General features: G+C 68.5%; 22 protein-coding genes and 1 tRNA gene. 14 read left to right on the top strand and 9 right to left on the bottom strand.

Annotated elements, in window-relative coordinates:
- Positions 1-48: 48 nt before the first annotated feature.
- Positions 49-3,924, top strand: coding sequence for a DNA-directed RNA polymerase subunit beta' (rpoC, locus tag AUC47_RS06275; RefSeq protein WP_096714353.1), 3,876 nt, complete (start codon positions 49-51; stop codon positions 3,922-3,924).
- Positions 3,925-3,988: 64 nt separating this feature from the next.
- Here the strand turns inward: rpoC and AUC47_RS06270 are convergent, their stop codons facing one another.
- Complete coding sequence (locus AUC47_RS06270) at positions 3,989-4,576, bottom strand: hypothetical protein (protein WP_096714352.1); 588 nt, start codon at positions 4,574-4,576, stop codon at positions 3,989-3,991.
- Positions 4,577-4,659: 83 nt separating this feature from the next.
- Between AUC47_RS06270 and AUC47_RS06265 the strand changes: the two genes are divergently transcribed.
- Together AUC47_RS06265 and AUC47_RS06260 are read left to right on the top strand one after the other, a co-directional pair.
- Positions 4,660-5,583, top strand: a complete 924-nt coding sequence (locus tag AUC47_RS06265) for a carbohydrate kinase family protein (protein WP_096714351.1) — start codon at positions 4,660-4,662, stop codon at positions 5,581-5,583.
- Positions 5,584-5,669: 86 nt separating this feature from the next.
- Positions 5,670-5,754: transfer RNA gene (locus tag AUC47_RS06260), tRNA-Tyr, on the top strand.
- Positions 5,755-5,921: 167 nt separating this feature from the next.
- On the opposite strand, the gene AUC47_RS06255 is transcribed toward AUC47_RS06260, so the two are convergent.
- Together AUC47_RS06255 and AUC47_RS06250 are read right to left on the bottom strand one after the other, a co-directional pair.
- Complete coding sequence (locus AUC47_RS06255) at positions 5,922-6,197, bottom strand: hypothetical protein (protein WP_096714350.1); 276 nt, start codon at positions 6,195-6,197, stop codon at positions 5,922-5,924.
- A 47-nt stretch (positions 6,198-6,244) separates the two neighbouring features.
- Positions 6,245-6,571: a hypothetical protein gene (locus AUC47_RS06250; protein WP_096714349.1), complete on the bottom strand. Its 327-nt coding sequence runs from the start codon at positions 6,569-6,571 to the stop codon at positions 6,245-6,247.
- 392 nt (positions 6,572-6,963) lie between these two features.
- Between AUC47_RS06250 and AUC47_RS06245 the strand changes: the two genes are divergently transcribed.
- From AUC47_RS06245 to AUC47_RS06220, 6 genes are all read left to right on the top strand, one after another.
- Entirely contained in the window at positions 6,964-7,482 is a 519-nt protein-coding gene (locus tag AUC47_RS06245; protein ID WP_179297540.1) for an Asp23/Gls24 family envelope stress response protein, read from the top strand.
- A complete protein-coding gene (locus AUC47_RS06240; protein WP_096714348.1) occupies positions 7,479-7,667 on the top strand; it encodes a DUF2273 domain-containing protein in 189 nt (62 codons plus the stop codon). The genes AUC47_RS06245 and AUC47_RS06240 overlap by 4 nt, the downstream gene beginning before the upstream one ends.
- A complete protein-coding gene (locus tag AUC47_RS06235; RefSeq protein ID WP_096714347.1) occupies positions 7,667-8,062 on the top strand; it encodes a hypothetical protein in 396 nt (131 codons plus the stop codon). The genes AUC47_RS06240 and AUC47_RS06235 overlap by 1 nt, the downstream gene beginning before the upstream one ends.
- A complete protein-coding gene (locus tag AUC47_RS06230) occupies positions 8,059-8,643 on the top strand; it encodes a DUF6286 domain-containing protein (protein WP_096714346.1) in 585 nt (194 codons plus the stop codon). Before AUC47_RS06235 ends, AUC47_RS06230 begins: the two co-directional genes overlap by 4 nt.
- Complete coding sequence (locus AUC47_RS06225) at positions 8,640-9,254, top strand: hypothetical protein (protein WP_096714345.1); 615 nt, start codon at positions 8,640-8,642, stop codon at positions 9,252-9,254. The genes AUC47_RS06230 and AUC47_RS06225 overlap by 4 nt, the downstream gene beginning before the upstream one ends.
- Before the next feature lie 111 nt (positions 9,255-9,365).
- Positions 9,366-9,539: a CsbD family protein gene (locus AUC47_RS06220; protein WP_096714344.1), complete on the top strand. Its 174-nt coding sequence runs from the start codon at positions 9,366-9,368 to the stop codon at positions 9,537-9,539.
- A 58-nt stretch (positions 9,540-9,597) separates the two neighbouring features.
- On the opposite strand, the gene AUC47_RS06215 is transcribed toward AUC47_RS06220, so the two are convergent.
- The 4 genes from AUC47_RS06215 to AUC47_RS06200 all read right to left on the bottom strand — a co-directional run bounded on the left by AUC47_RS06215 (position 9,598) and on the right by AUC47_RS06200 (position 13,810).
- Positions 9,598-10,569, bottom strand: a complete 972-nt coding sequence (locus AUC47_RS06215; protein WP_256999467.1) for a serine hydrolase domain-containing protein — start codon at positions 10,567-10,569, stop codon at positions 9,598-9,600.
- 10 nt (positions 10,570-10,579) lie between these two features.
- Positions 10,580-11,497 (bottom strand): carbohydrate ABC transporter permease, encoded by a 918-nt coding sequence (locus AUC47_RS06210; RefSeq protein WP_096714342.1) that lies wholly within the window; start codon positions 11,495-11,497, stop codon positions 10,580-10,582.
- Complete coding sequence (locus AUC47_RS06205; RefSeq protein WP_096714341.1) at positions 11,497-12,456, bottom strand: carbohydrate ABC transporter permease; 960 nt, start codon at positions 12,454-12,456, stop codon at positions 11,497-11,499. Before AUC47_RS06205 ends, AUC47_RS06210 begins: the two co-directional genes overlap by 1 nt.
- A 64-nt stretch (positions 12,457-12,520) precedes the next feature.
- On the bottom strand, positions 12,521-13,810 hold the full coding sequence (locus AUC47_RS06200; RefSeq protein WP_096714340.1) for an ABC transporter substrate-binding protein: 1,290 nt from the start codon (positions 13,808-13,810) through the stop codon (positions 12,521-12,523).
- 230 nt (positions 13,811-14,040) lie between these two features.
- Here AUC47_RS06200 and AUC47_RS06195 point away from each other — a divergent pair, with 230 nt between their 5' ends.
- Positions 14,041-14,907 (top strand): MurR/RpiR family transcriptional regulator, encoded by an 867-nt coding sequence (locus AUC47_RS06195; protein ID WP_096714339.1) that lies wholly within the window; start codon positions 14,041-14,043, stop codon positions 14,905-14,907.
- Positions 14,908-14,909: 2 nt separating this feature from the next.
- Positions 14,910-16,085: an exo-beta-N-acetylmuramidase NamZ family protein gene (locus AUC47_RS06190; protein ID WP_096714338.1), complete on the top strand. Its 1,176-nt coding sequence runs from the start codon at positions 14,910-14,912 to the stop codon at positions 16,083-16,085.
- Positions 16,086-16,097: 12 nt separating this feature from the next.
- Here AUC47_RS06190 and AUC47_RS06185 read toward each other — a convergent pair whose 3' ends face one another.
- Positions 16,098-16,613 carry a gluconokinase gene (locus tag AUC47_RS06185; RefSeq protein ID WP_218838206.1) on the bottom strand — a complete coding sequence of 172 codons (516 nt, stop codon included), beginning with the start codon at positions 16,611-16,613 and terminating at the stop codon, positions 16,098-16,100.
- A gap of 5 nt (positions 16,614-16,618) precedes the next feature.
- Positions 16,619-18,025 carry a GntP family permease gene (locus tag AUC47_RS06180; RefSeq protein WP_096714336.1) on the bottom strand — a complete coding sequence of 469 codons (1,407 nt, stop codon included), beginning with the start codon at positions 18,023-18,025 and terminating at the stop codon, positions 16,619-16,621.
- A 132-nt stretch (positions 18,026-18,157) separates the two neighbouring features.
- On the opposite strand from AUC47_RS06180, the gene AUC47_RS06175 reads away from it, so the two are divergent.
- From AUC47_RS06175 to AUC47_RS06165, 3 genes are all read left to right on the top strand, one after another.
- Entirely contained in the window at positions 18,158-18,865 is a 708-nt protein-coding gene (locus tag AUC47_RS06175) for a FadR/GntR family transcriptional regulator (RefSeq protein WP_096714335.1), read from the top strand.
- Between the two features lie 119 nt (positions 18,866-18,984).
- A complete protein-coding gene (locus tag AUC47_RS06170; RefSeq protein WP_096714334.1) occupies positions 18,985-19,476 on the top strand; it encodes an FBP domain-containing protein in 492 nt (163 codons plus the stop codon).
- Between the two features lie 46 nt (positions 19,477-19,522).
- Positions 19,523-20,320 carry an enoyl-CoA hydratase/isomerase family protein gene (locus AUC47_RS06165; RefSeq protein WP_096714333.1) on the top strand — a complete coding sequence of 266 codons (798 nt, stop codon included), beginning with the start codon at positions 19,523-19,525 and terminating at the stop codon, positions 20,318-20,320.
- Positions 20,321-20,437 lie beyond the last annotated feature (117 nt).

The following is a 20,437-nucleotide window of genomic DNA, read 5'->3' as shown; positions in this document are numbered from 1 at the left end:
GCCCGCCGAAGCCCGATTTCTCAAAAGAATTCCGACACAGGAGAACTAGTGCTCGACGCAACAACCTTCGATGAGCTTCGCATCGGCCTGGCCACCGCTGACCACATCCGCGCGTGGTCGTACGGCGAGGTCAAGAAGCCTGAGACCATCAACTACCGCACCCTGAAGCCGGAGAAGGACGGCCTCTTCGGGGAGCAGATCTTCGGCCCCTCCCGCGACTGGGAGTGCGCCTGTGGAAAGTACAAGCGCGTCCGCTTCAAGGGCATCGTCTGCGAGCGCTGCGGCGTGGAGGTCACCAAGTCCTCCGTCCGTCGTGAGCGCATGGGCCACATCGAGCTCGCCGCACCCGTCACCCACATCTGGTACTTCAAGGGCGTGCCCTCGCGCCTCGGCTACCTGCTCGACATGGCGCCGAAGGACCTCGAGAAGGTCATCTACTTCGCCGCTTACATGGTCATCTCGGTCGACGAGGAAGCTCGTCACCGCGACCTGGGCACGCAGGAGAACAACATCCGTCTCGAGCTGAAGACGCTCGGCGACCGCCGCGACTCGAAGATCGCGGAGCGCCTGGCCAAGCTGGAGGAGGAGCTCGCCGCTCTCGAGGCGGAGGGTGCCAAGGCCGACCAGAAGAAGAAGGTCAAGGACGCCGCCGAGAAGGAGATGTCGCTCATCCGCAAGGGTGCCGACGAGGCGATCGCCAAGCTCGAGCGCGTGTGGGAGGACTTCCGCACGCTCGAGGTCGGCGCACTCCGCCCCGAGGACGACGTCTTCCACGAGCTGCAGGACCGCTTCGGTCAGTACTTCGAGGCCTACATGGGCGCGGAGTCGATCCAGCGTCGTCTGCAGTCGTTCGACCTGGCCGCCGAGGCGGAGAGCCTGCACCTGCAGATCTCCGAGGGCAAGGGTCAGCGCAAGATCCGTGCGATCAAGCGCCTCAAGGTCGTCAACTCGTTCCTGGAGACCGGCATGAGCCCGGCCGCCATGGTCCTCGACGTCGTGCCGGTGATCCCGCCGGAGCTGCGCCCGATGGTGCAGCTCGACGGTGGCCGCTTCGCGACCTCCGACCTGAACGACCTCTACCGTCGTGTGATCAACCGCAACAACCGTCTTCGTCGTCTGATCGACCTCGGCGCCCCCGAGATCATCGTCAACAACGAGAAGCGGATGCTGCAGGAGGCCGTCGACGCGCTGTTCGACAACGGCCGCCGCGGTCGTCCCGTCACCGGTACCGGCAACCGCGCCCTGAAGTCCCTCAGCGACATGCTGAAGGGCAAGCAGGGTCGCTTCCGTCAGAACCTGCTCGGCAAGCGCGTCGACTACTCCGGCCGTTCGGTCATCGTCGTCGGCCCGCAGCTGAAGCTGCACCAGTGCGGTCTGCCCAAGCAGATGGCGCTCGAGCTCTTCAAGCCGTTCGTGATCAAGCGTCTGATCGACCTCGGTCACTCGCAGAACATCAAGGCCGCGAAGCGCGCCGTCGAGCGCACCCGTCCCGAGGTCTGGGACGTGCTCGAGGAGATCATCCGCGAGCGTCCCGTGCTGCTGAACCGTGCACCCACCCTGCACCGTCTCGGCATCCAGGCGTTCGAGCCGCAGCTCGTCGAGGGCAAGGCCATCCAGCTGCACCCGCTCGTCTGCGCGGCGTTCAACGCCGACTTCGACGGTGACCAGATGGCCGTGCACCTGCCGCTGTCGGTCGAGGCTCAGGCCGAGGCCCGCGTGCTGATGCTCGCGTCGAACAACATCCTGAAGCCGTCCGACGGCCGTCCGGTCACCCTGCCTTCGCAGGACATGATCATCGGTCTGCACCACCTGACCACGGTCAAGGAGGGCGCAGCCGGTGAGGGTCGCGCGTTCGGCTCCGTGGGCGAGGCGCAGCTGGCGTACGACGAGGGCACCCTCGACCTGCAGGCGAAGGTCCGCATCCGCATCCCGGGTCTGGCCTTCCTCGAGGGCGAGGCTCCCGAGGGCTACGAGAAGCACGGTCTGGTCGACGCATCGCTCGGTCAGGCGATCTTCAACGACGCGCTGCCGAAGGGCTACCCGTTCGTCCGCGAGCAGGCCGACAAGGGCAAGCTGTCGCAGATCGTCAACAAGCTGGCCGAGGAGTACCCCAAGGTCGAGACGGCGGCGACGCTGGACCGCATCAAGGACGCCGGTTTCTACTGGGCCACGCGCTCGGGTGTGACCGTCGCGCTCAGCGACATCCTCACCCCGCCGAACAAGGCGGAGATCGTCGCCGGCTACGAGAAGCAGGCCGCGAAGGTCCAGTCCCAGTACGAGAAGGGCCTCACGACCGACGCCGAGCGTCGTCAGGAGCTCATCAAGATCTGGACCGAGGCGACCGACGAGGTCCAGGCTGCGATGAAGGCGCACTTCCCGCAGGACAACACCATCAACCGCATGGTGTCGTCGGGTGCTCGTGGTAACTGGCTGCAGATCCGGAACATCGCCGGTATGCGTGGTCTCGTGAACAACCCCAAGGGTGAGATCATCCCGCGTCCGATCATCTCCTCGTACCGCGAGGGTCTGTCGGTCGCGGAGTACTTCATCGCGACGCACGGTACCCGTAAGGGTCTCGCCGACACCGCTCTGCGTACCGCCGACTCGGGTTACCTGACCCGTCGTCTGGTGGACGTCTCGCAGGACGTCATCATCCGCGAAGAGGACTGCGGCACGTCGAAGGGCCTCGAGCTCCCGATCGCCGCTCCGAACGCCGCGGGCGAGCTGGTGCGCGACGCGAACGTCGAGAACTCGGTGTTCGCCCGTACCCTGGCGTCCGACGTCGTCGACAGCAAGGGCGAGGTCCTCGCCGCTGCCGGTGACGACGTGGGCGACGTGCTCATCGACAAGCTGGTCGCCGCCGGTGTCGAGACCATCAAGGTCCGCTCGGTCCTGACCTGCGACTCCGCCGTGGGTGTCTGCGCACAGTGCTACGGCCGTTCGCTGGCGACGGGCAAGACCGTCGACATCGGCGAGGCCGTCGGCATCATCGCGGCCCAGTCGATCGGTGAGCCCGGTACCCAGCTGACGATGCGTACGTTCCACACCGGTGGTTCGGCATCGGCGGATGACATCACCCAGGGTCTGCCGCGTGTGCAGGAGCTCTTCGAGGCTCGTACCCCCAAGGGTGCGTCGCCGATCGCCGAGGCCGACGGCCGCATCACGATCGACGAGACCGACAAGGCCAAGAAGGTCATCCTGACGCCCGACAACGGCGACGAGCCCGTCGTCTACCCGGTGCTGAAGCGTGCGACCCTCCTCGTAGAGGACGGCCAGCACGTCACGGTCGGTCAGCCCCTGCAGGTCGGCACGCTCGACCCCAAGGAGGTCATGCGCGTCATGGGTGCCCGCGAGGTGCAGCGTTACCTCGTCGGCGGCGTCCAGGGCGTCTACCGCTCGCAGGGTGTGCCGATCCACGACAAGCACATCGAGGTCATCGTCCGTCAGATGCTCCGCAAGGTCACCGTCGTCGATCACGCCGACACGACCCTGCTGCCGGGTGAGATGGTCGACCTCAAGCGCTACCAGTCGATCAACCGCGAGGCCGTGGCAGAGGGCAAGCGCCCCGCGTCGGGTCGTCCGGAGCTGATGGGTATCACGAAGGCGTCGCTCGCGACCGAGTCGTGGCTGTCGGCCGCATCCTTCCAGGAGACGACCCGCGTGCTCACGCAGGCCGCCATGGAGGGCAAGCGCGACCCGCTGGTCGGTCTCAAGGAGAACGTCATCATCGGTAAGCTCATCCCCGCCGGAACCGGTCTCTCGAAGTACCGCGACGTCACGGTCGAGGCCACCGAGGAAGCCAAGAGCGAGCGCTACCCGAACCGGATCTTCGCATCCGACGGTGCGTACGCCGACGGCGACTTCGGCTACGTCGACTTCGACGCGTTCTCGACGGACGACATCACCCCCGGTACCTACAACTGAGGTACTGAGTGACGAAGAAGGCCCCGGGCATCAGCCCGGGGCCTTCTTCGTGCAGTTGGGCGTTTCAGTCGAAGAGGTGCGCGATGATGCTCGAGGTGTAGCCGGTCGGCGCGAGGTTCGAGTACCGGGTGTCGATGAGGATGTCGTCGCACCAGAACAGCGTGCGACCGTCGGTCACGGGGTACTGCTCGTTCTGCCACGTCTTCTCGCAGCGCGTGCCGCCGTCGGGGGTGAAGCACGAGAAGCCCTCGTTCGTGACGAGCGCGTTGAGCATGTCGAGTGCCGGTCCGCGGTTCATGCGCGAGACAGTGGTGACGAGGCCGCTGGTGTCGGCGCGCGGGTCGCGCCAGATGCAGGTCAGCGTGCCGTCCTCGCCGACGCCGGACGGGCCGAACGCGGCATCGTTCAACGGCGTCTCGCCCAGCTGCGAGAGCACGTCCTCGGAGAGGATCGCGCGGCAGTCCGTCGGCAGCTCGACGGCGTCGGCCGTCGGGGTCGGCGTGGGTGTGGGGGAGGCAGTCTCGTCGGGCGACGCACTGGATGCCGACGGCGAGGGTTTCGCGTCCGACTCGCCGGACGTGTCGCCCCCACAGCCGGTGAGCGCGACGAGGAGCACCAGGGCAGCCGCTCCGGCGGCGAGTCGTCCGTTCATGCGCTCACCGTATCGCCCCGGGTCTCGCGGGCAAGGCGACATGCCGCCGCACGAGGCGGGTGGTGACCGGTAGTGTCGGCGGAATGAGCACTGATTCCTCCGCGTCCGTCGTCGTGATCGGCGACGCTCTCATCGACGAGATCCGGGATGCCGGTGGCGTCCGCGAACTGGTGGGCGGCGCCGCCCTGAACGTGGCCGTCGGCCTGCGGCGGCTGGGGGTTCCGACGACGCTCATCGCCATGGTGGGCGACGACGAGGCGGGCGCGCACATCCGCGAGTACCTCGGCGATCACGACGTGCGTCTGATCGAGAGCGAGGCCCCGCTCGGTTCGTCGCGCGCGATCGTGCAGCGGGCGGCCAACGGTGAGCCCGTCTACCTGTTCAATGAGGCGGCGCAGCGGCGCAGCATCCGCTATTCGCCCGATGCGAAGGAGGCTATCGCGGATGCCGCGCTCGTCGCCGTGAGCTGCTTCCCCTTCGACGTGCCGGCCGAGGTGGATGCGCTGGCGGATGCCGTCGCCGGGGCGCGTCTCGCGATCGATCCGAACCCGCGGTCGGGCATGCTCAGCGACCGCGCCGAGTTCGTCCGCGGCTTCGAGCGGCTGGCCGCGGATGCCGAGATCGTGAAGGTCGGCGGTGACGACGCCGGGCTGCTCTACGACGGCGACCTGGATGCGCTCCGAGAACGCCTGCGGGGGTTCGGCGTCGGCGCCGTGCTCGCCACAGCCGGCGCCGACGGCGCGACGTTGGAATCGGGTGCCGGGGCCGTGCACGCGCCGATCTCGTCACTCCCGGGGCGGGTGGTCGACACCGTCGGCGCCGGCGACGCGACGCTCGCCGCCGTGGCGGCCGGGCTGGTCGACGGGACCCCGACCGACCGAGAGGGCTGGGTCGCACTGCTCGAGCGGGCGATGGATGTCGCCGCTGCGACCGTCCGCGCCGAGGGCGGTCTGCTGCGCACGCCGGAGTCGCTGCGCGAGGGGGAGAAGGGCGTGCACGGCAGCTGACCGCTCGATTTCTCCGGCCCGCCGCATCCGGGTATGATTATGACTCGTGCCCCCGGTTGGCTGTCGAAGTCGGACGGGCGCGCAACGGCGAGTTACCCAAGCGGCCAAAGGGATCTGACTGTAAATCAGACTGCACTGCATTCGGGGGTTCGAATCCCTCACTCGCCACCACTTCGATTTGGCCCCTGACTCAGCGTTCTTCACACAGCGTCAGGGGCTCTTTCGCGTTCCTGAGGCGCGCCTAGTGGCGCGCCGAGCCTCGCGAGAGTGGCGCGGAGAAGCACGACGCTCGCGACCGCAGCGACGGACAACCCCACCGCGTCCAGCCGAGCGACGCGCTACGACTGTTTGCCAGCGTCCTTGCCGTGCCTGCTCTCGAACTCGCCTGTGGCAGCGTTGGCCCGGAGAAGATCCCGTATGCCGAGTCCGAGGCCAACGGCGAACAACGCCGCAGCAATCCATCCCCTCACATCACCGCCACTCGTGAAGAACAGCGTGACGCAGATGGCTCCGAGAACGATCGAGGAGCCGATCGTGTAGATAGCGAAGTTCCGCCGACGCTGCAGAGCCATGCGCTGTTGGACGAGGGACGGCTCGGCATCGGGTTCGCTCATGGGCAGAGCGTACTGGCAGAGCAGGGGGACGAGACGTGAATGCCGCGCTACGACCGCTTTCCGGCGCCCGGGCCGTGCTCAGCCTCGAATGCCCGGAGCTTCCTGCGAGCACTCAACAATGAGTGAACGCTCATCGCCACAACGATCACGAACAGACTGGCCAAGATCCAGGAGATCACCCCGCCGTTGTCAAGAGTTCCTCTCGCCAACCACCACGCCGCGTTGAACCCGAACACGATCAAGAAGATGATCGCCAGGTTCCTCTGTCGATCGAGCGCCATCCGCTGCTGGATCAGCGAAGGGGTCGGCTCAGCCGCGGGTTCACCCATGCGCTGGCGCAGCTGGCGCACGTCGTCGTCGTTCTGGCCGGACATGCGGACAGCGTATCCCGCCCCGTGATCCGACGGGAAGGAGCTGCCGATGCCTGAACCGAAGGAGTGGATCACTGCGAAAACTGCCGCGCTTATCGGCTGGCACGTCTCGCCGCTGACACGCCTTGCGGCCGCCGGATCGACGCCGGACGCTCCGGCACGCGGGTCTGCTCCGAGGGAGCGGCCGGTGTCCTGTCCAAGGCTCTTCTGAGCATGGACCGCCCAGGCCGAATAGCCCGTGGCATCCTTCCGCGAACTTCTCTGCACTTTCTCGACATTCGTCGAACTTCTTTGTGACGAATCGCGCACCTCGTGCGTCCTATCTATGAGCGACACACACGCTCCCGGCGACACCCTCGGGGATCGGCCGGCCGTCGATACAGATAGGACTCGTCATGGCAACGCAGGACCAGAAGAACACCTCCACCAGCCCCGCCGAGAAGGAGCTGGCTGACACCACCGCCGCGGTCACCCCCGCGCCGCGCGTCGACCGCTCGTCGTCGTTCTCGACGTCCCGAGTCCCCGCCGACGTCAACGCCGCGGGCACCACGACGATCGCCGACGGCGTCGTCGCGAAGGTCGCCGGTATCGCAGCCCGTGAGATCCCCGGTGTGTACGCGCTCGGCGGCGGCGGAGCCCGCGCGTTCGGCGCGATCCGCGACGTGATCAACGCGACCGACCTCGCGCAGGGCGTGAAGGTCGAGGTCGGGGAGACCCAGGCCGCCGCTGACATCACCATCGTCGTCGAGTACCCGGCCCCCATCCAGGAGGTCGCGAACAACGTCCGCGCCGCTGTCGCGGGTGCGATCACCCGCCTCGTCGGTCTCGAGGTCGTCGAGGTCAACGTCGAGGTCAACGACGTGCACGTGCCCGGCGACGACAGCACCGAGAATGAGGAGTCGCGCGTCTCATGAGCCCCACGTCCACCGGCGCCCTGATCGGTGCCCTCCTCGCGCTCGCCGCGCTGGCGTTCGGCTTCTGGGGATTCCTCCTTGTGGCCGTCCTCGCCGGCATCGGCGCGCTCGTGGGGCGCATCGTCTCCGGCAAGCTCGACGTCCGCAGCCTCGCCGACGTCTTCACGGGGCGGCGAACCTCCTGATGAGCGTCGACCAGAACGTCATCGCCGGTGGCGGCCCCTCGGGGCCGGCCACCGGCGGGGAGGCCGTCTCCGGCCGCGTCACCGTGCGGGAACGCGCGTATCGCACCGTCGTGGAGCAGGCCTCCGCGTCGATGATCGGCGTCTCCCGCGGTGATGTGAAGGCCGATGTCATCGAGCGGGCCGCGGGGATCTCCCTCCGCATCTCCAGCCCGCTCCCCGTCCCCGATCTCGACGACACCGTCGCGATCTCCCAGACCACCCCCGTCCTCGACCGCGCCAGAGAGCTGCAGGAGCAGCTGCAGCACCGCCTCACCGGCATCCTCGGGCGCGAGGTCAGCCGGATCGCGCTGACCATCACCGGAGCGACCATCCCCGAGAGGAGACGAGTGCGATGACCAGCCCGGCACTGCGTCGCGTCGTACGACGCGAGACCCACTCACCGCGCACCGTCGCGATGTTCGTCGCGGTCATCCTCCTCATCCTCGCCCTGGCCTACATCGGTCTCGAGATCGTGCTGAGCCTCCTGGCCCAGCCCGCGCTCCTGCTCGGTCCGGCCGCGGCGGCGGGGTGGCTCATCGGACTGCCGACGGCCCAGCCCGCCGGCCTCGTCATCGCCGGCAGCGTCGTGCTCGCGATCATCGGTCTCGTCTTCCTGTGGCTGGCCGTGACGCCGGGCAGGCTCTCCCGTCACACGATCGACGCGGGCGACCGGGCCGTGGTCGTCGACAACGGCGTGATCGCGAGCGCTCTCGCCCAGCACCTCGCCGAGGAGGCCGGGCTCGCCCGCGATGACATCACCGTCGGCGTCGGACACCGCAGCGTCGACGTCACCGTGCGGCCGGGCGTCGGCATCCCCGTCGACAAGGCAGCCGTGCAGGCGGCTGCCGAGGCCGAACTCGAGACCTACCGTCTCACCCGCAGCGTCCGCACCCGCGTGCGCATCGAACGCCCGACTCAGGAGGATGACGAGCTGTGAACAACACGAATCGTGTGCTGAACCGCATCCTGCTGTTCCTCATCGGCCTCCTGTTCCTGGCGCTCGGTGCCGTGGGCGTCGCCATCATGAGCTGGCCGACGGCCTCCGACATCTGGACCGAGGCCGCCAAGAACTCCGAGTCGTGGCTCGACCAGGCGCTCGCCGCGACGACCATCGCCGGGAGCAGCGCCTCCTGGGTCGCGATCGGCGCCGTCGCCGCCATCGTCGTCGTGATCGTGCTGCTGATCCTCGCGCTCACCAGTGTCGCCGGTCGCCGCTCGAAGACCGCGCTGCGCTCCTCGGGGTCGCAGAACCCGCTGGGGCGCGTGACCGTGACCGAGTCGTTCGTGTCGGATGCCGTCAAGAACTCGCTCGCGAATCGCGACGAGATCCTGTCGACGAGCGTCACGGCGAACGACATCCTCCGCGAGCCGGTGCTGCACGTCGCGGTCACGCCTCGGCAGAACACCGACCCCCGCGACCTCGTCGACCACCTCGACCGACTGCTGACCAACCTCGCCACTCTCACCGGGCGCGAGACGGCCACCTACGTGTCGATCCACACCGGACTCCGCGCGCGGCTCGCCCACGACCAGCGCCGACTGTCCTGATCCGAGGGCTGACGCGCATTCACAGACTTATCGTCGGGTGCTCACAGGCCGACGATAAGGCGGCGAGAGAGCATCTCGCCGTCACGATCCACCACCACGAAGGGACACATCATGGGACTCGACGACAAGATCAAGAACGCCGCTCAGGACATCGCCGGCAAGGCGAAGGAGACCGTCGGCAAGCTGACCGACAACGACAAGCTCGAGGCCGAGGGCAAGGCCGACCAGATCAAGGCCGACGCCAAGAAGGCCGGCGAGAACGTCAAGGACGCGTTCAAGAACTGAGCGCTCCGAGCACGGAGAAGGGCGGGAACCGGATGACGGTTCCCGCCCTTCTCGTGCGTCAGGCCGCCAGGAACGCGAAGAACGATCGACGCGCGGCGCTGGCGTCGGCATCCTCCCGCGTGGGGTTCACGCGGTTGAGCAGGAGGACTCCGTAGTCGCCGGTGCGGGGCGAGACCGCGAAGGCGGTACCGGTGAAGCCGGTGTGGCCGACGGCATCCGCCCGTCCCATCCAGTTCGCATCGCGAACCCGCAGGCCCACCGCCTGCTCGAAGCCGTCGGCCTGCACGACGGGCTCTCTCAGCAGCCGTGCGGATTCGGGAGACAGGACGCGGCCCCCCGCGCCCACGCCGTCGTCGCGCACGACGCGGGCCAGCGCTGCCACATCGTGGACGGTACCGAAGAGCCCGGCATGCCCGGCGGGGCGTTCGAGGGCCGCAGCGAGTTCGTCGTGCACCTCTCCGCGCACGAGACCCCGGTGGGGTTGCACCTCGGTCGCCACCGCACGAGCGGCGTCGGGTGTCCAGGTCAGCCACTCCGCACCGATCCGCGCGGCGGTCTCGCCGACAAGCGCGTCGAGCCGGCGGCCGGAGACGCGTTCCAGCAGTTCACCGATCGCGATGAACCCTAGGTCCGAGTACCGGTGGGTGTCTCCTGGCCGACTCAGCAGCGCCGAGCCGAGCACCGCGTCGCGCAGTTGCTCCCCGCGCATTCCGGTGCGCCAGAGTCGTCCCTCGGCGGGGAGTCCCGAGGTGTGCGTGAGCAGATGGCGCAGCGTGATCGTCTCGGCGTCGCGCCCCGAACCGACCGGAAGCACAGACACGACCGGTCCGTCGAGATCGATCGATCCGTCGTCGACCAGTCGCAGGGCCGTCACGGTCGTGAAAATCTTGGTCAGCGAGGCGAGGTCGAACAGGTGCTCCTCGGTCAGACGAGTCGGATCGTCGTGCGCAGGGGCTCCCGCGACCACGACCTCCTCGATCCCACCGGCCGAGGTCAGCGACGCCCACGCCGAACCGGGCGCCCCGTTCACCACGGCCGGCTCACTTGCTCATGCCGGAGGTCAGGCCGTTGATGATCTGCTTCGTGGCGAGCAGGAACAGCACCACGAGCGGGATGGTCGCGATCGTCAGACCTGCGAAGAGCTGCGGCCAATCGGTCGAGTACTCGCCGAAGAAGCGGGTGAGCCCCACCGGCAGCGTGTACGACCCCCGGTCGCGCAGCAGGATCAGCGGGTAGAAGAAGTCGTTCCACACCGGCACGAATCGGAACACGATCACCGTCGCGAGCGCCGGCCGCACGAGCGGCAGCAGGATCTGCAGGAACGTGCGGAACGGCCCTGCCCCGTCGATGCGCGCGGCCTCCTCGAGCTCGATCGGCAGAGCGCGGAAGAACACCGTCAGCACGAAGGTCGTGAACGGGATGCCGAGGGCGCCGTACACGAGGATCAGGCTGAACACGTTGCTCGTCATGCGCAGCGAGTCGAGCAGGTAGAACAGCGGCAGGATCGCGAGGTGCACCGGCAGCATGAGCCCGGACAGGAACACCGCCTCGATGCCACGGAAGAACTTCGCCCGAGCGCGGGCGAAGGCGTAGGCGGCGAGCACCGACACCGCGGTCGTCACGATCACCGAGCCGACCGTCACGGTGATCGAGTTGATGAAGTACGTGTCGAAGGATGCCGTGATCCACGCGTTCTGGAAGCTGGTGAACGTCGGCTGCAGGGGAAGGCCCAGCGGCTCGGTCGCGATCTGTTGCTGCGTGCGCAGCGAGTTGTTGACCATGAGCAGCAGCGGGCCGATCGCGACGAGCGCGTAGCCCCACAGGAAGACGTTCGCGAAGATCCGCCCGACCAGCGGGGTGTCGGACGTGCGGCTGCTGCGTCGTCGGCGGGCATCCGGGCGCCGGGAGACGATGGCCTCGGTGCTCGGCTCGGTGCGCGAATCGGTGAGGAGGCTCATCAGAACAGCTTTCGCTCGGCTCGACGCATGGTCGAGGTGATGACGACGGAGATCACCATGATGAAGAGGAAGAGCACGGTCGCGAGGGCGGAGGACACCCCGATGGAGTTCGGGTTCCCCGACTCGAACGCCGTGCGGTAGAAGAGCAGCATCATCACGTCGGTCGACCCGGCAGGGGCGCCGTTCGAGCCGGCGAGCGCGAACGGGATCGCCATCGCCTCCATGCTGCCGATGAACGTGAGCACGGTGATGATGCCGATCGTCGGCGTCAGCATCGGCAGGGTGATGTAGCGGAAGCGCTTGCCGGCTGTCGCGCCGTCGAGCGACGCAGCCTCTTCGATCTCCTCGGGGATGCCGCCGAGCGCCGCTCCGTAGAGGAGGATCGGGAAGCCGATCCACTGCCAGGCGCTCACGAGCACGATGACCCAGATCGCGAGCTGCGGGTCGCCGAGCCAGGGGAGGGCGAGGCTCTCGAGCCCGACACCGCGCAGGATCGCGTTCACCGGCCCGAAGAGCGGCGACAGCATGAGCGACCACAGGTACCCGATCACCATCGGGCTGACGAGGTACGGCAGGGCGAAGATCGTCTGGAAGAACCGCTTCGTGCGCTTGCGGCGGTGCAGCAGGGTGGCGATGCCGAGGCCGAGGGAGTTCTGGAAGACCAGCGCCCCGACGAACAGCAGCAGGTTGTGCCCGAATGCGTTCCACAGCTCAGAGGCGTACGGCTCGGTGGTGAGCAGGGTGATGTAGTTGCCGAAGCCGGCGAAGCCGCCCTGCTTGGTGCCCTGCCAGTCGAACAGCGAATAGCTGAGCGCGGCGAGCATCGGGTACAGGATCAGCACCGCGAACAGCACCGCCGCGGGCAGCACGAAGAGCAGCGCGGTGGGGGTGGTGAGCGCGATGCCGGTGCGGCTGCGGCGATTCGGCGTGGTGCGCCGGAGGGGGATGGTCAGTGCCATGTCGAGTCTTTCGCTCCGAGAGGGGGCGCCGCGGACGACGCCCCCTCGGTGCGGATGGTGCGGATCAGGAACCGGGCGTGAACCAGGTGGAGACGCCGGACTGCAGGTCGGTGCCGAGCTGCTCGGGCGTCTTGTCGCCGAGGAACATCGCCTGGATGTCCGGGCCGAGCACGGCGGTGCCGGTGGGGTCGCCGTAGCGGAAGTCGACGAGCAGCAGGTACGGAGCGGGGTTCTCGGTGTACTGCTCGTTCATCTCCTGCATGAGCGGGTCGGAGTACTCCACACCCGGGAGCGCGGAGAACTGGTCGACCTCGTCGGCGACGAGCTGGCCGAACTCGGTGGTGGTCATCCAGTTGAGCAGCTCGGCCGCGGCATCCTGCTTCTCGCTGGCGGCGTTGATGCCGAAGCTCCCGTCGGCGTAGCCGGGCGTGACCGCGTGGTCGAGCGCGCTGCCGGGAGCCGGCGGCACCTCGTACACGCCCCACTCGGTGTCGGGCGCCGAGCTCTGGAACGTCGGCAGGTCGAACGAGCCGCCCGGCCACTGCGCGGCCTGACCCGAGGTGAACTGCAGCACGGCATCGGCCACGGCGATGGCGTTGACGTTCTTGTCGAGGTACTTCTGCATGTCCTTCACGGTCTGCAGCGACGCGACGTAGGCGGGGTCGGTGAAGTCGACGTCGCCCGCGAGCACCTTCTCCTCGAAGTCGGATCCGCCGTACTGGGCCGACCCCACGATGTCGTGGAACATCGGCAGCACCCAGTCCTCGCGGGCGCCGAGGGCCATGGGGGTGACGCCCTCCTCGAGCAGGGTCTCCTGCAGCTCGATGAACTCGTCCCAGTCCTTCGGCTCCTCGAGACCCATCTCGTCGAACATGGTCTTGTTGTAGAACATCTGCATGGTCTGGTACGCGAACGGGACGCCGTAGGTCGCGCCGTCGTCCTTGCCCTGCGCCGCACGGAGCACCGTGGGATCGAACTGGTCGAGGCCATCGACGATGTCGTCGATCGGCACGAGCTGCTCGGACTGGATCGCCGGCTGAATGCCGCCGTATGCGCGAAGCATCGCGAGGTCGGGTCCGTCGCTGCCCTCGAGGCCGGTGGCGAGGATCTGGTTGTACTCGGTCGGCTGGAAGCCCTCGAACTCGATCGTCACACCGGGGTGCGACTCCTCGTACTTGTCGAAGACGGCCTCCCACTTGGGAGAGGAGGACGCCTGCCACGACCAGATCTTGAGGGTGACGTTCTCACCGCCGTCTCCCTCTCCGCTGGAGGCCGCTGGCGCGCAGCCGGCCACGGCGAGGCCCGTGACGAGGATGCCGGCGGTGAGGGCGATACGTGTCGATGGGTGTCGCATGGGATTCCTCTCGGTGGTGAGAGCCGATGGGCGGCTTGCTCTGCTGTGCGACGGAGAGGCGACTGTCTCCGCACCGGGGTGCTGGTGCGGGGCCGTGCGACTGCTCTGTCGTGCTGCGGCCTCGGGGGAGTGCGGCGCGCACTAGACACTCTGGAGAATTACTTTCACAAATGCAAGAGGTTCCTGAAAATCTTTACCAAAACTCGCCGCACCTCTGTCATCATGTTCACGTGTCCAACAGCGTCGTGACCGCGATCCACCAGCGTCTGTCGGCGCTCACCCCCACCGAGCGCCGGGTCGCCGAGTACGTGCTCGCCCAACCGCAGGTCGTGGTCGATGCGTCGATCACGCAGCTCGCCGGGTCCTGCCAGACCTCGGTCGCGAGCGTCGCCCGGTTCACGAACAGCATCGGCTTCGCCGGCTACCCGGAGATGCGGATGGCGCTCGCCGCGGAGCTCAGCCGCAGCGATTCCGAGCGCGAACGGTTCCAGGTCTCGGGCGGAGACGTCGACCGCGACGACGACGCCGTCACCACGGTGCGCAAGATCGCCTTCTCCGAGGCCGCCGCGATCGAGCGCACCGCCCGCCAGCTCGACATCGACGAGCTGGAACGCTGCGTCGCTGCGCTCCGCGGTGCCAGACGCATCGACATCTACGGCACGGCGTCCAGCGGCCTGGCCGCCCTCGACCTCGAGCAGAAGCTGCACCGCGCGGGATTCTGGGCGCAGGCCCGCACCGACCTGCACCTCGCGCTCACCGGCGCGGCCCTCCTCGACGGTCGCGACGTCGCGATTGCGATCTCGCACTCCGGCCGGACGCTTGAGATCGTGCAGTCGGCGCAGACCGCCGCCAAAGCCGGTGCCGCCACCATCGCGATCACGAACAACCCGCGCTCGCCGCTCGCGCAGGTGTGCGACCTCGTGCTGGTCACCGCCGTATCGGAGTCGACCTTCCGCTCCGGCGCGATGGCGAGCCGCATCGCGCAGCTGGCCGTGCTCGACTTCCTCTTCACGCGCATCGCGCAGGCCGAGTACGACACGATCTCCGACAACCTGCAGCGCACGTTCCACGCCGTCACCGACCACAGAATCGACTGATCATGATCCTCGGCATCGACCGCCTCATCGCCCGCGACATCCCCGCAGAGCTCACCACCCGCCTGTCCGGCCAGCGGCTCGGAATGCTGACGAATGACCTCGCGCTGACGAGCGACCTCCGCCGGGGGCGCGAGTCTCTGGTCGAGGCCGGGTGGACGCTCGACCTGCTCTTCGGGCCCGAGCACGGACTCAGCGGTCGCGCGAGGGAGGGCGAGCTGGTCGGCGACGACAAAGACCCCGTCACCGGCATACCGGTGCGCAGCCTCTACGGCGAGCAGGTGCGCCCGTCGGCCGCCGACCTCGCGCGTATCGACGTGCTGCTCGTCGACCTGCCCGACGTCGGCGCGCGGTTCTACACCTATATCTGGACGCTCAGCCACGTGCTCGAGGCCTGTGCCGACGCAGGAGTGGCGGTCATCGTGCTCGACCGCCCGAACCCGATCGGCGGACGCCTCGACCAGGCCGAGGGGCCCATGCTCGACGAGAACGCCCAATCGCTCGTCGGACGCTGGACGATGCCGATCCGCCACGGACTCACGATCGGCGAGCTCGCCCGACACTGGGTGCGCACCCGCGGGATCGACGTGGAGCTGCATGTCGTCGAGGTCGCCGGGTGGAACCGCAGGCGCTCGGCGCTCGGTCGGCAGGAGCTCACCTGGATGCCCCCGTCGCCGAACCTGCCCTCGGCGGCCACGGCGCTGCTCTATCCGGGCACCTGCCTGGCCGAGGGCGTGAACGTCTCGGAGGGGCGCAGCACGGCCGTGCCGTTCCGCGTGATCGCGGCGCCGTTCATCGACGGTGAGGCGTACGCGAAGGCGATCGCTGCGGCCGACCTGCCCGGGCTGGCGGCGGTGCCGTACGGCTTCACCCCTCTGGTGCGTGACCATGCCGGGGACACGTGTGAGGGCGTCATCCTGCACGTGGCGGACCCCGACGCCTTCCGGCCCGTGCGTACCGGTGTGCGACTGCTGTCGCTGCTCGCCCAACTCCATCCCGGCGCCCTGGAGGAGCGCTCGCTCATGCCGATGCCGGGGGAATCGGACTGGACGCCGCTCGAGAAGCTGTTCGGCGTCAAGAATGCGTTCGCGCAGATCGTCGCGGGGGAGTGGGACGCGCCGGACGCGCTCGCCGTGCTCGAGTGGGCGGATGCCGTGGCATCCGACCTGCTCTACCGCTGACGCTCGCGGCTGTCAGTAGTCGGCGAGCAGCCGAAGCCGCGACGTGATCTCCGCGGTCTGCTGCTGCGGCGTCTGGTCGATCGCGACCTCGATCGCCTTCTCGTCCTCGCCCAGCGGTTCGAGCGTCGCGAACTGCGAGTCGAGCAGCGTCGTCGGCATGAAGTGTCCCTGACGGCGCAGCATCCGCTCCAGGATCAGCTCGCGGTCGCCGACGAAGTGCACGAAGGTCACCGCGTCGCGACGGAGCACGTCGCGGTAGCTCCGCTTGAGCGCCGAGCACGTGATGATCCCCGGCTCTCCGGCGGCGATGCGCTCGTCGATCCACTCCGCGATGCGGTCGAGCCACGGCCAGCGGTCGTCGTCGGTGAGCGGATCGCCCGACGCCATCTTCTTCACGTTCGCCTCGGGGTGCAGGTCGTCGCCCTCTTCGAACGTCCAGCCGAGCCGTCCCGCGAGCATCGCGGCGACCGTGGACTTGCCGGTACCGGCGACGCCCATGAGCACGAGAACGGGAGCCTGTGCAGCCATCATGGTCACACCACCATACTCAGGAGCAGCGTGCCGGCGAGGCCGGTCACCGAGATGAGGCACTCGAGCACGGTCCACGACTTCAGGGTCTGCGGGATGCTGAGGCCGAAGTACTCCTTGATGAGCCAGAACCCGGCGTCGTTCACGTGCGAGAGGAACACCGAGCCCGAACCGATGGCCAGCACGAGCAGCGCGACCATGGGCGAGTCGAGCGTCTCGGTGAGCGGCTGCAGGATGCCGGCCGCGGTGATCGTCGCGACTGTGGCCGAACCCGTCGCGATGCGGATCACGACGGCGACGAGCCAGGCGAGGATCAGCACCGACACCGAGGATCCGGACACGAACTGCGCGATGACCTCGCCGATGCCGGTGTCGACCAGCACCTGCTTGAACCCGCCTCCCGCGCCCACGATGAGCAGGATGCCGGCGATCGGCCCGAGCGACGAGCCGACGATGTCGTTGACCCTGTCGCGCGTGAATCCTGCGCCGCGACCGAGGATGAAGAAACCGGCGATGACCGCGATGAGCAGCGCGATGACGGGCGTGCCGAGGAAGTCGAGGGCGACCTTCCACGGCGCGTCGGACCCGGCGGCGGTGATGTCGGCGATGGCCTTGGTGAGCATGAGGAACACCGGCAGCAGGATGCTGGTGAGCGTGGCGCCGAACGACGGCCGGCGCTTCCGCTCGTCGCCGGAGTCCTCCGCCGAGACGAACAGCTCGGGCACGGGCACGTCGACCCAGCGGGCGGCGAACCGCGCGAAGAGCGGACCGGAGATGATCACGGCAGGGATGGCCACGATGACGCCGAATGCGAGGGTCAGGCCGAGGTTCGCGCCGAGGGCATCGATGGCGGCGAGGGGGCCGGGGTGCGGGGGCACCAGGCCGTGCATGGCGGAGAGACCGGCGAGGGTCGGGATCGCGATGCGCATGAGCGACTGTCCCGAGCGGCGGGCGACGAGGATGATGACGGGCACCAGCAGCACGAGTCCGACCTCGAAGAACATCGGCAGTCCGATGACGGCGCCGATCAGGCCCATGACCCAGGGGAGCGACCGGGCGCCGGCACGGGACACCAGCGTGTCGACGATGCGGTCGGCGCCGCCGGAGTCGGCGAGTAGCTTGCCGTAGATCGCGCCGAGGGCGATGAGGATTCCGACGCCGCCCATGGTGGAGCCGAATCCGGCGGAGAAGCTCGTCACCGAGGCGCCGATGTCCATGCCCGCGATCGCACCGGTCGCGAGGGCGCCGATGGTGAGGGACAGGAACGGGTGCAGTTTCACCCAGGTGATGAGGATGACGATGACGGCGATGCCGAGGACGGCGGCGGCGATGAGCTGGCCCGCCGGGCGGTCGGTCGGAGCGGCGTCGGAGACGGCGGCCGCGAGCGTGCTGAGGTACGGGGTGGGTGCCATGAGCTTCCTTGATCCGGGCGAACGGCTTTACGTCGTACATAATAAGCACGTTTGGGGGTCATGGTGGTCATGATCTGCGCCAGGTGGTAGTGATGTGCTGCGTGACGCCACCGTGCCGGGCATACTCGACCTATGACTGCTCCGCGCAACGGCAGCCCGCTGCATGATTCCCTCGTCGACGAGCTCGGTCGCGCCATCGTCGACGGCGTGCACGCTCCCGGTTCGCGGATGCTGACCGTCGAGATCGCCGAACGACGAGGCGTCTCCCGATCGGCCGCACGTGAGGCGGTGCGCGTCCTCGAGTCGTTCGGACTCGTGTGGGTGCGACGCAAGTCGGGGGTCGAGGTGCGGCCGCGCGCCGACTGGAACGTCTACGCACCAGAGGTGATCGCCTGGCGACTCGACGGCCCGGGCCGCGACGAACAGCTTCGCGAGCTCAGCCAGCTTCGATCCGCCATCGAGCCCCTGGCCGCGCGGCTCGCGGCCGGCGGCGCCACCGCGGCGCAGAAGGTCGACCTCGTCTCGCTGGTGGTGGAGATGGCGCAGGAGGATCACGAGGCCGACCGCGAGCGCTACCTCGCGGCGGACGTGCGCTTCCACCGACTGCTGCTCGAGGCATCGGGCAACGCGATGCTCGCAGCGCTCGGCGAGACGGTCGAGGCTGTGCTCCGCGGTCGCACCGAGCACGACCTCATGCCCCACGTCGCCGACCAGAACGCCGTGCAGTGGCACCGCGACGTCGCCTTCGCGGTCGCGAGCGGCGACGCAGACGCAGCGGCCGCCGCCATGCGCGACATCGTCTCGGAGGCGGATCAGGCGATGCAGCGCGCGGCGCGCTGACCAGCCGGATGCCACGGCATCCGGCGTCCCCGCCGAGGGCGCTGCTGCGCCTTATCCGCCAGGCGGAGCTCGATCGGGTGCGCGGAGCCGCCACCCGATGGTCTGCCTAGACTGGGCGGATGCGAGCGCTCACCGAGGCAGACGTCCGTGCGTCCTTCGTCAACGCCGATCCCGATGAACTGCGCGTCATGGAGATGCCGCACGATTTCCTGCTGATCGACTGGGACTACCTCGACTTCTTCGCCTGGCGCGATCCGGGCGCGGGGCGCCGCGGGTACGTGCTCGTGCAGCACGAAGGGGCCGTCGCAGGCATCGTGCTGCGCGTCTCGGAGCCGGGCCGCGCACGCTCCGGCATGTGCAACATCTGTCACACGATGCAGCCGGGCAACCAGGTGTCCCTGTTCTCCGCACGGCGCACGGGTGAGGCGGGTGCGCGAGGCGACTCGGTCGGCACCTACATCTGCGCCGATCTGTCGTGCCACGACAACGTGCGACTCGCGCATCCGCTCGCGCCGAACGAGATCCGCGCCGCCGGGCAGGTGGACTTCCGCCTTGACGGCACGCGTCGCCGCATGGAGGCGTTCACGGCGCGCGTGTGGGCCGATTCCTGATCGCGGTTAGCCTGGTGGCATACGTCCTGTGCTCGAAGGAGAAGCCATGAGCGATGTCATCCTGTCCACCGTCGACGAAGGGCTCGCTCGGCTCACTCTCAATCGCCCGGAGCGGCTGAACGCCTTCAACGCCGAGCTGGCGCACGCCTGGCGCGACGCCACGGCAGAGGCTGTCGCGCGCGACGACGTGAGGGCGATCCTCATCGATGCGGCAGGGCCGTCGTTCTGCGCGGGGGGCGACGTCATCGAGATGGCGACGACGTCGGGCGCCGGCACCGACATCACGGCTCTCGCCGAGGTCATCAACAGCGGCATCCGCTCGCTCACCGAGTCCGCGGTGCCGGTGGTGGTCGCGGCGCACGGCACCACGGCGGGCGGCGGTCTCGGCATCCTGCTCAGCAGCGATTACGCGGTGATCGGATCGCGGTCGCGCCTCGGCAGCCTGTACGCGAACATCGGTCTGACCCCCGACCTCTCCGTGTCGGCGCAGCTCGCGCGGGCTGTCGGTCAGCGCCGCGCCCTGCAGCTCGTGCTGCAGGATCGGCTTCTCACGGCTGAGGAGGCGGTCGACTGGGGGCTCGTCGCCGAGGCCGTTCGGGGAGAGGATGCCGCGGGCGAAGTCGAGCTCGTTCGCTCCCGCGCCGAGGAGATCGCGCGCTTCTGGCTCGCCGGAGCGGCGGAGGCATACGGGCAGGCGAAGCGCCTGGTGCGGTCGCAGCCGGAGCGCACCTTCGCCGAGCAGCTAAGCGAGGAGGCGCGATCGATCGGCGCGGCGATGGCCACGCCCGACGCGCAGGCACGCATCGCCGCGTTCGCCGCCGCATCGTCGCGCTCGGCCCGCTGACTACTCCTGCACCGATCGGCGATCGGGGGTGATTCCTCCCGCATCGCGTCCGGCCGCCGCGCATCCGACGGGCCACGTGCAAGGATGAACGCAACGCCGCACAACGAGAGGAACGCG

Origin of the sequence: Microbacterium sp. SZ1 (assembly GCF_002362255.1) — a bacterium.
Taxonomy (GTDB): Bacteria; Actinomycetota; Actinomycetes; order Actinomycetales; family Microbacteriaceae; genus Microbacterium.
This window is presented reverse-complemented; position numbering and strand designations above follow the sequence as displayed.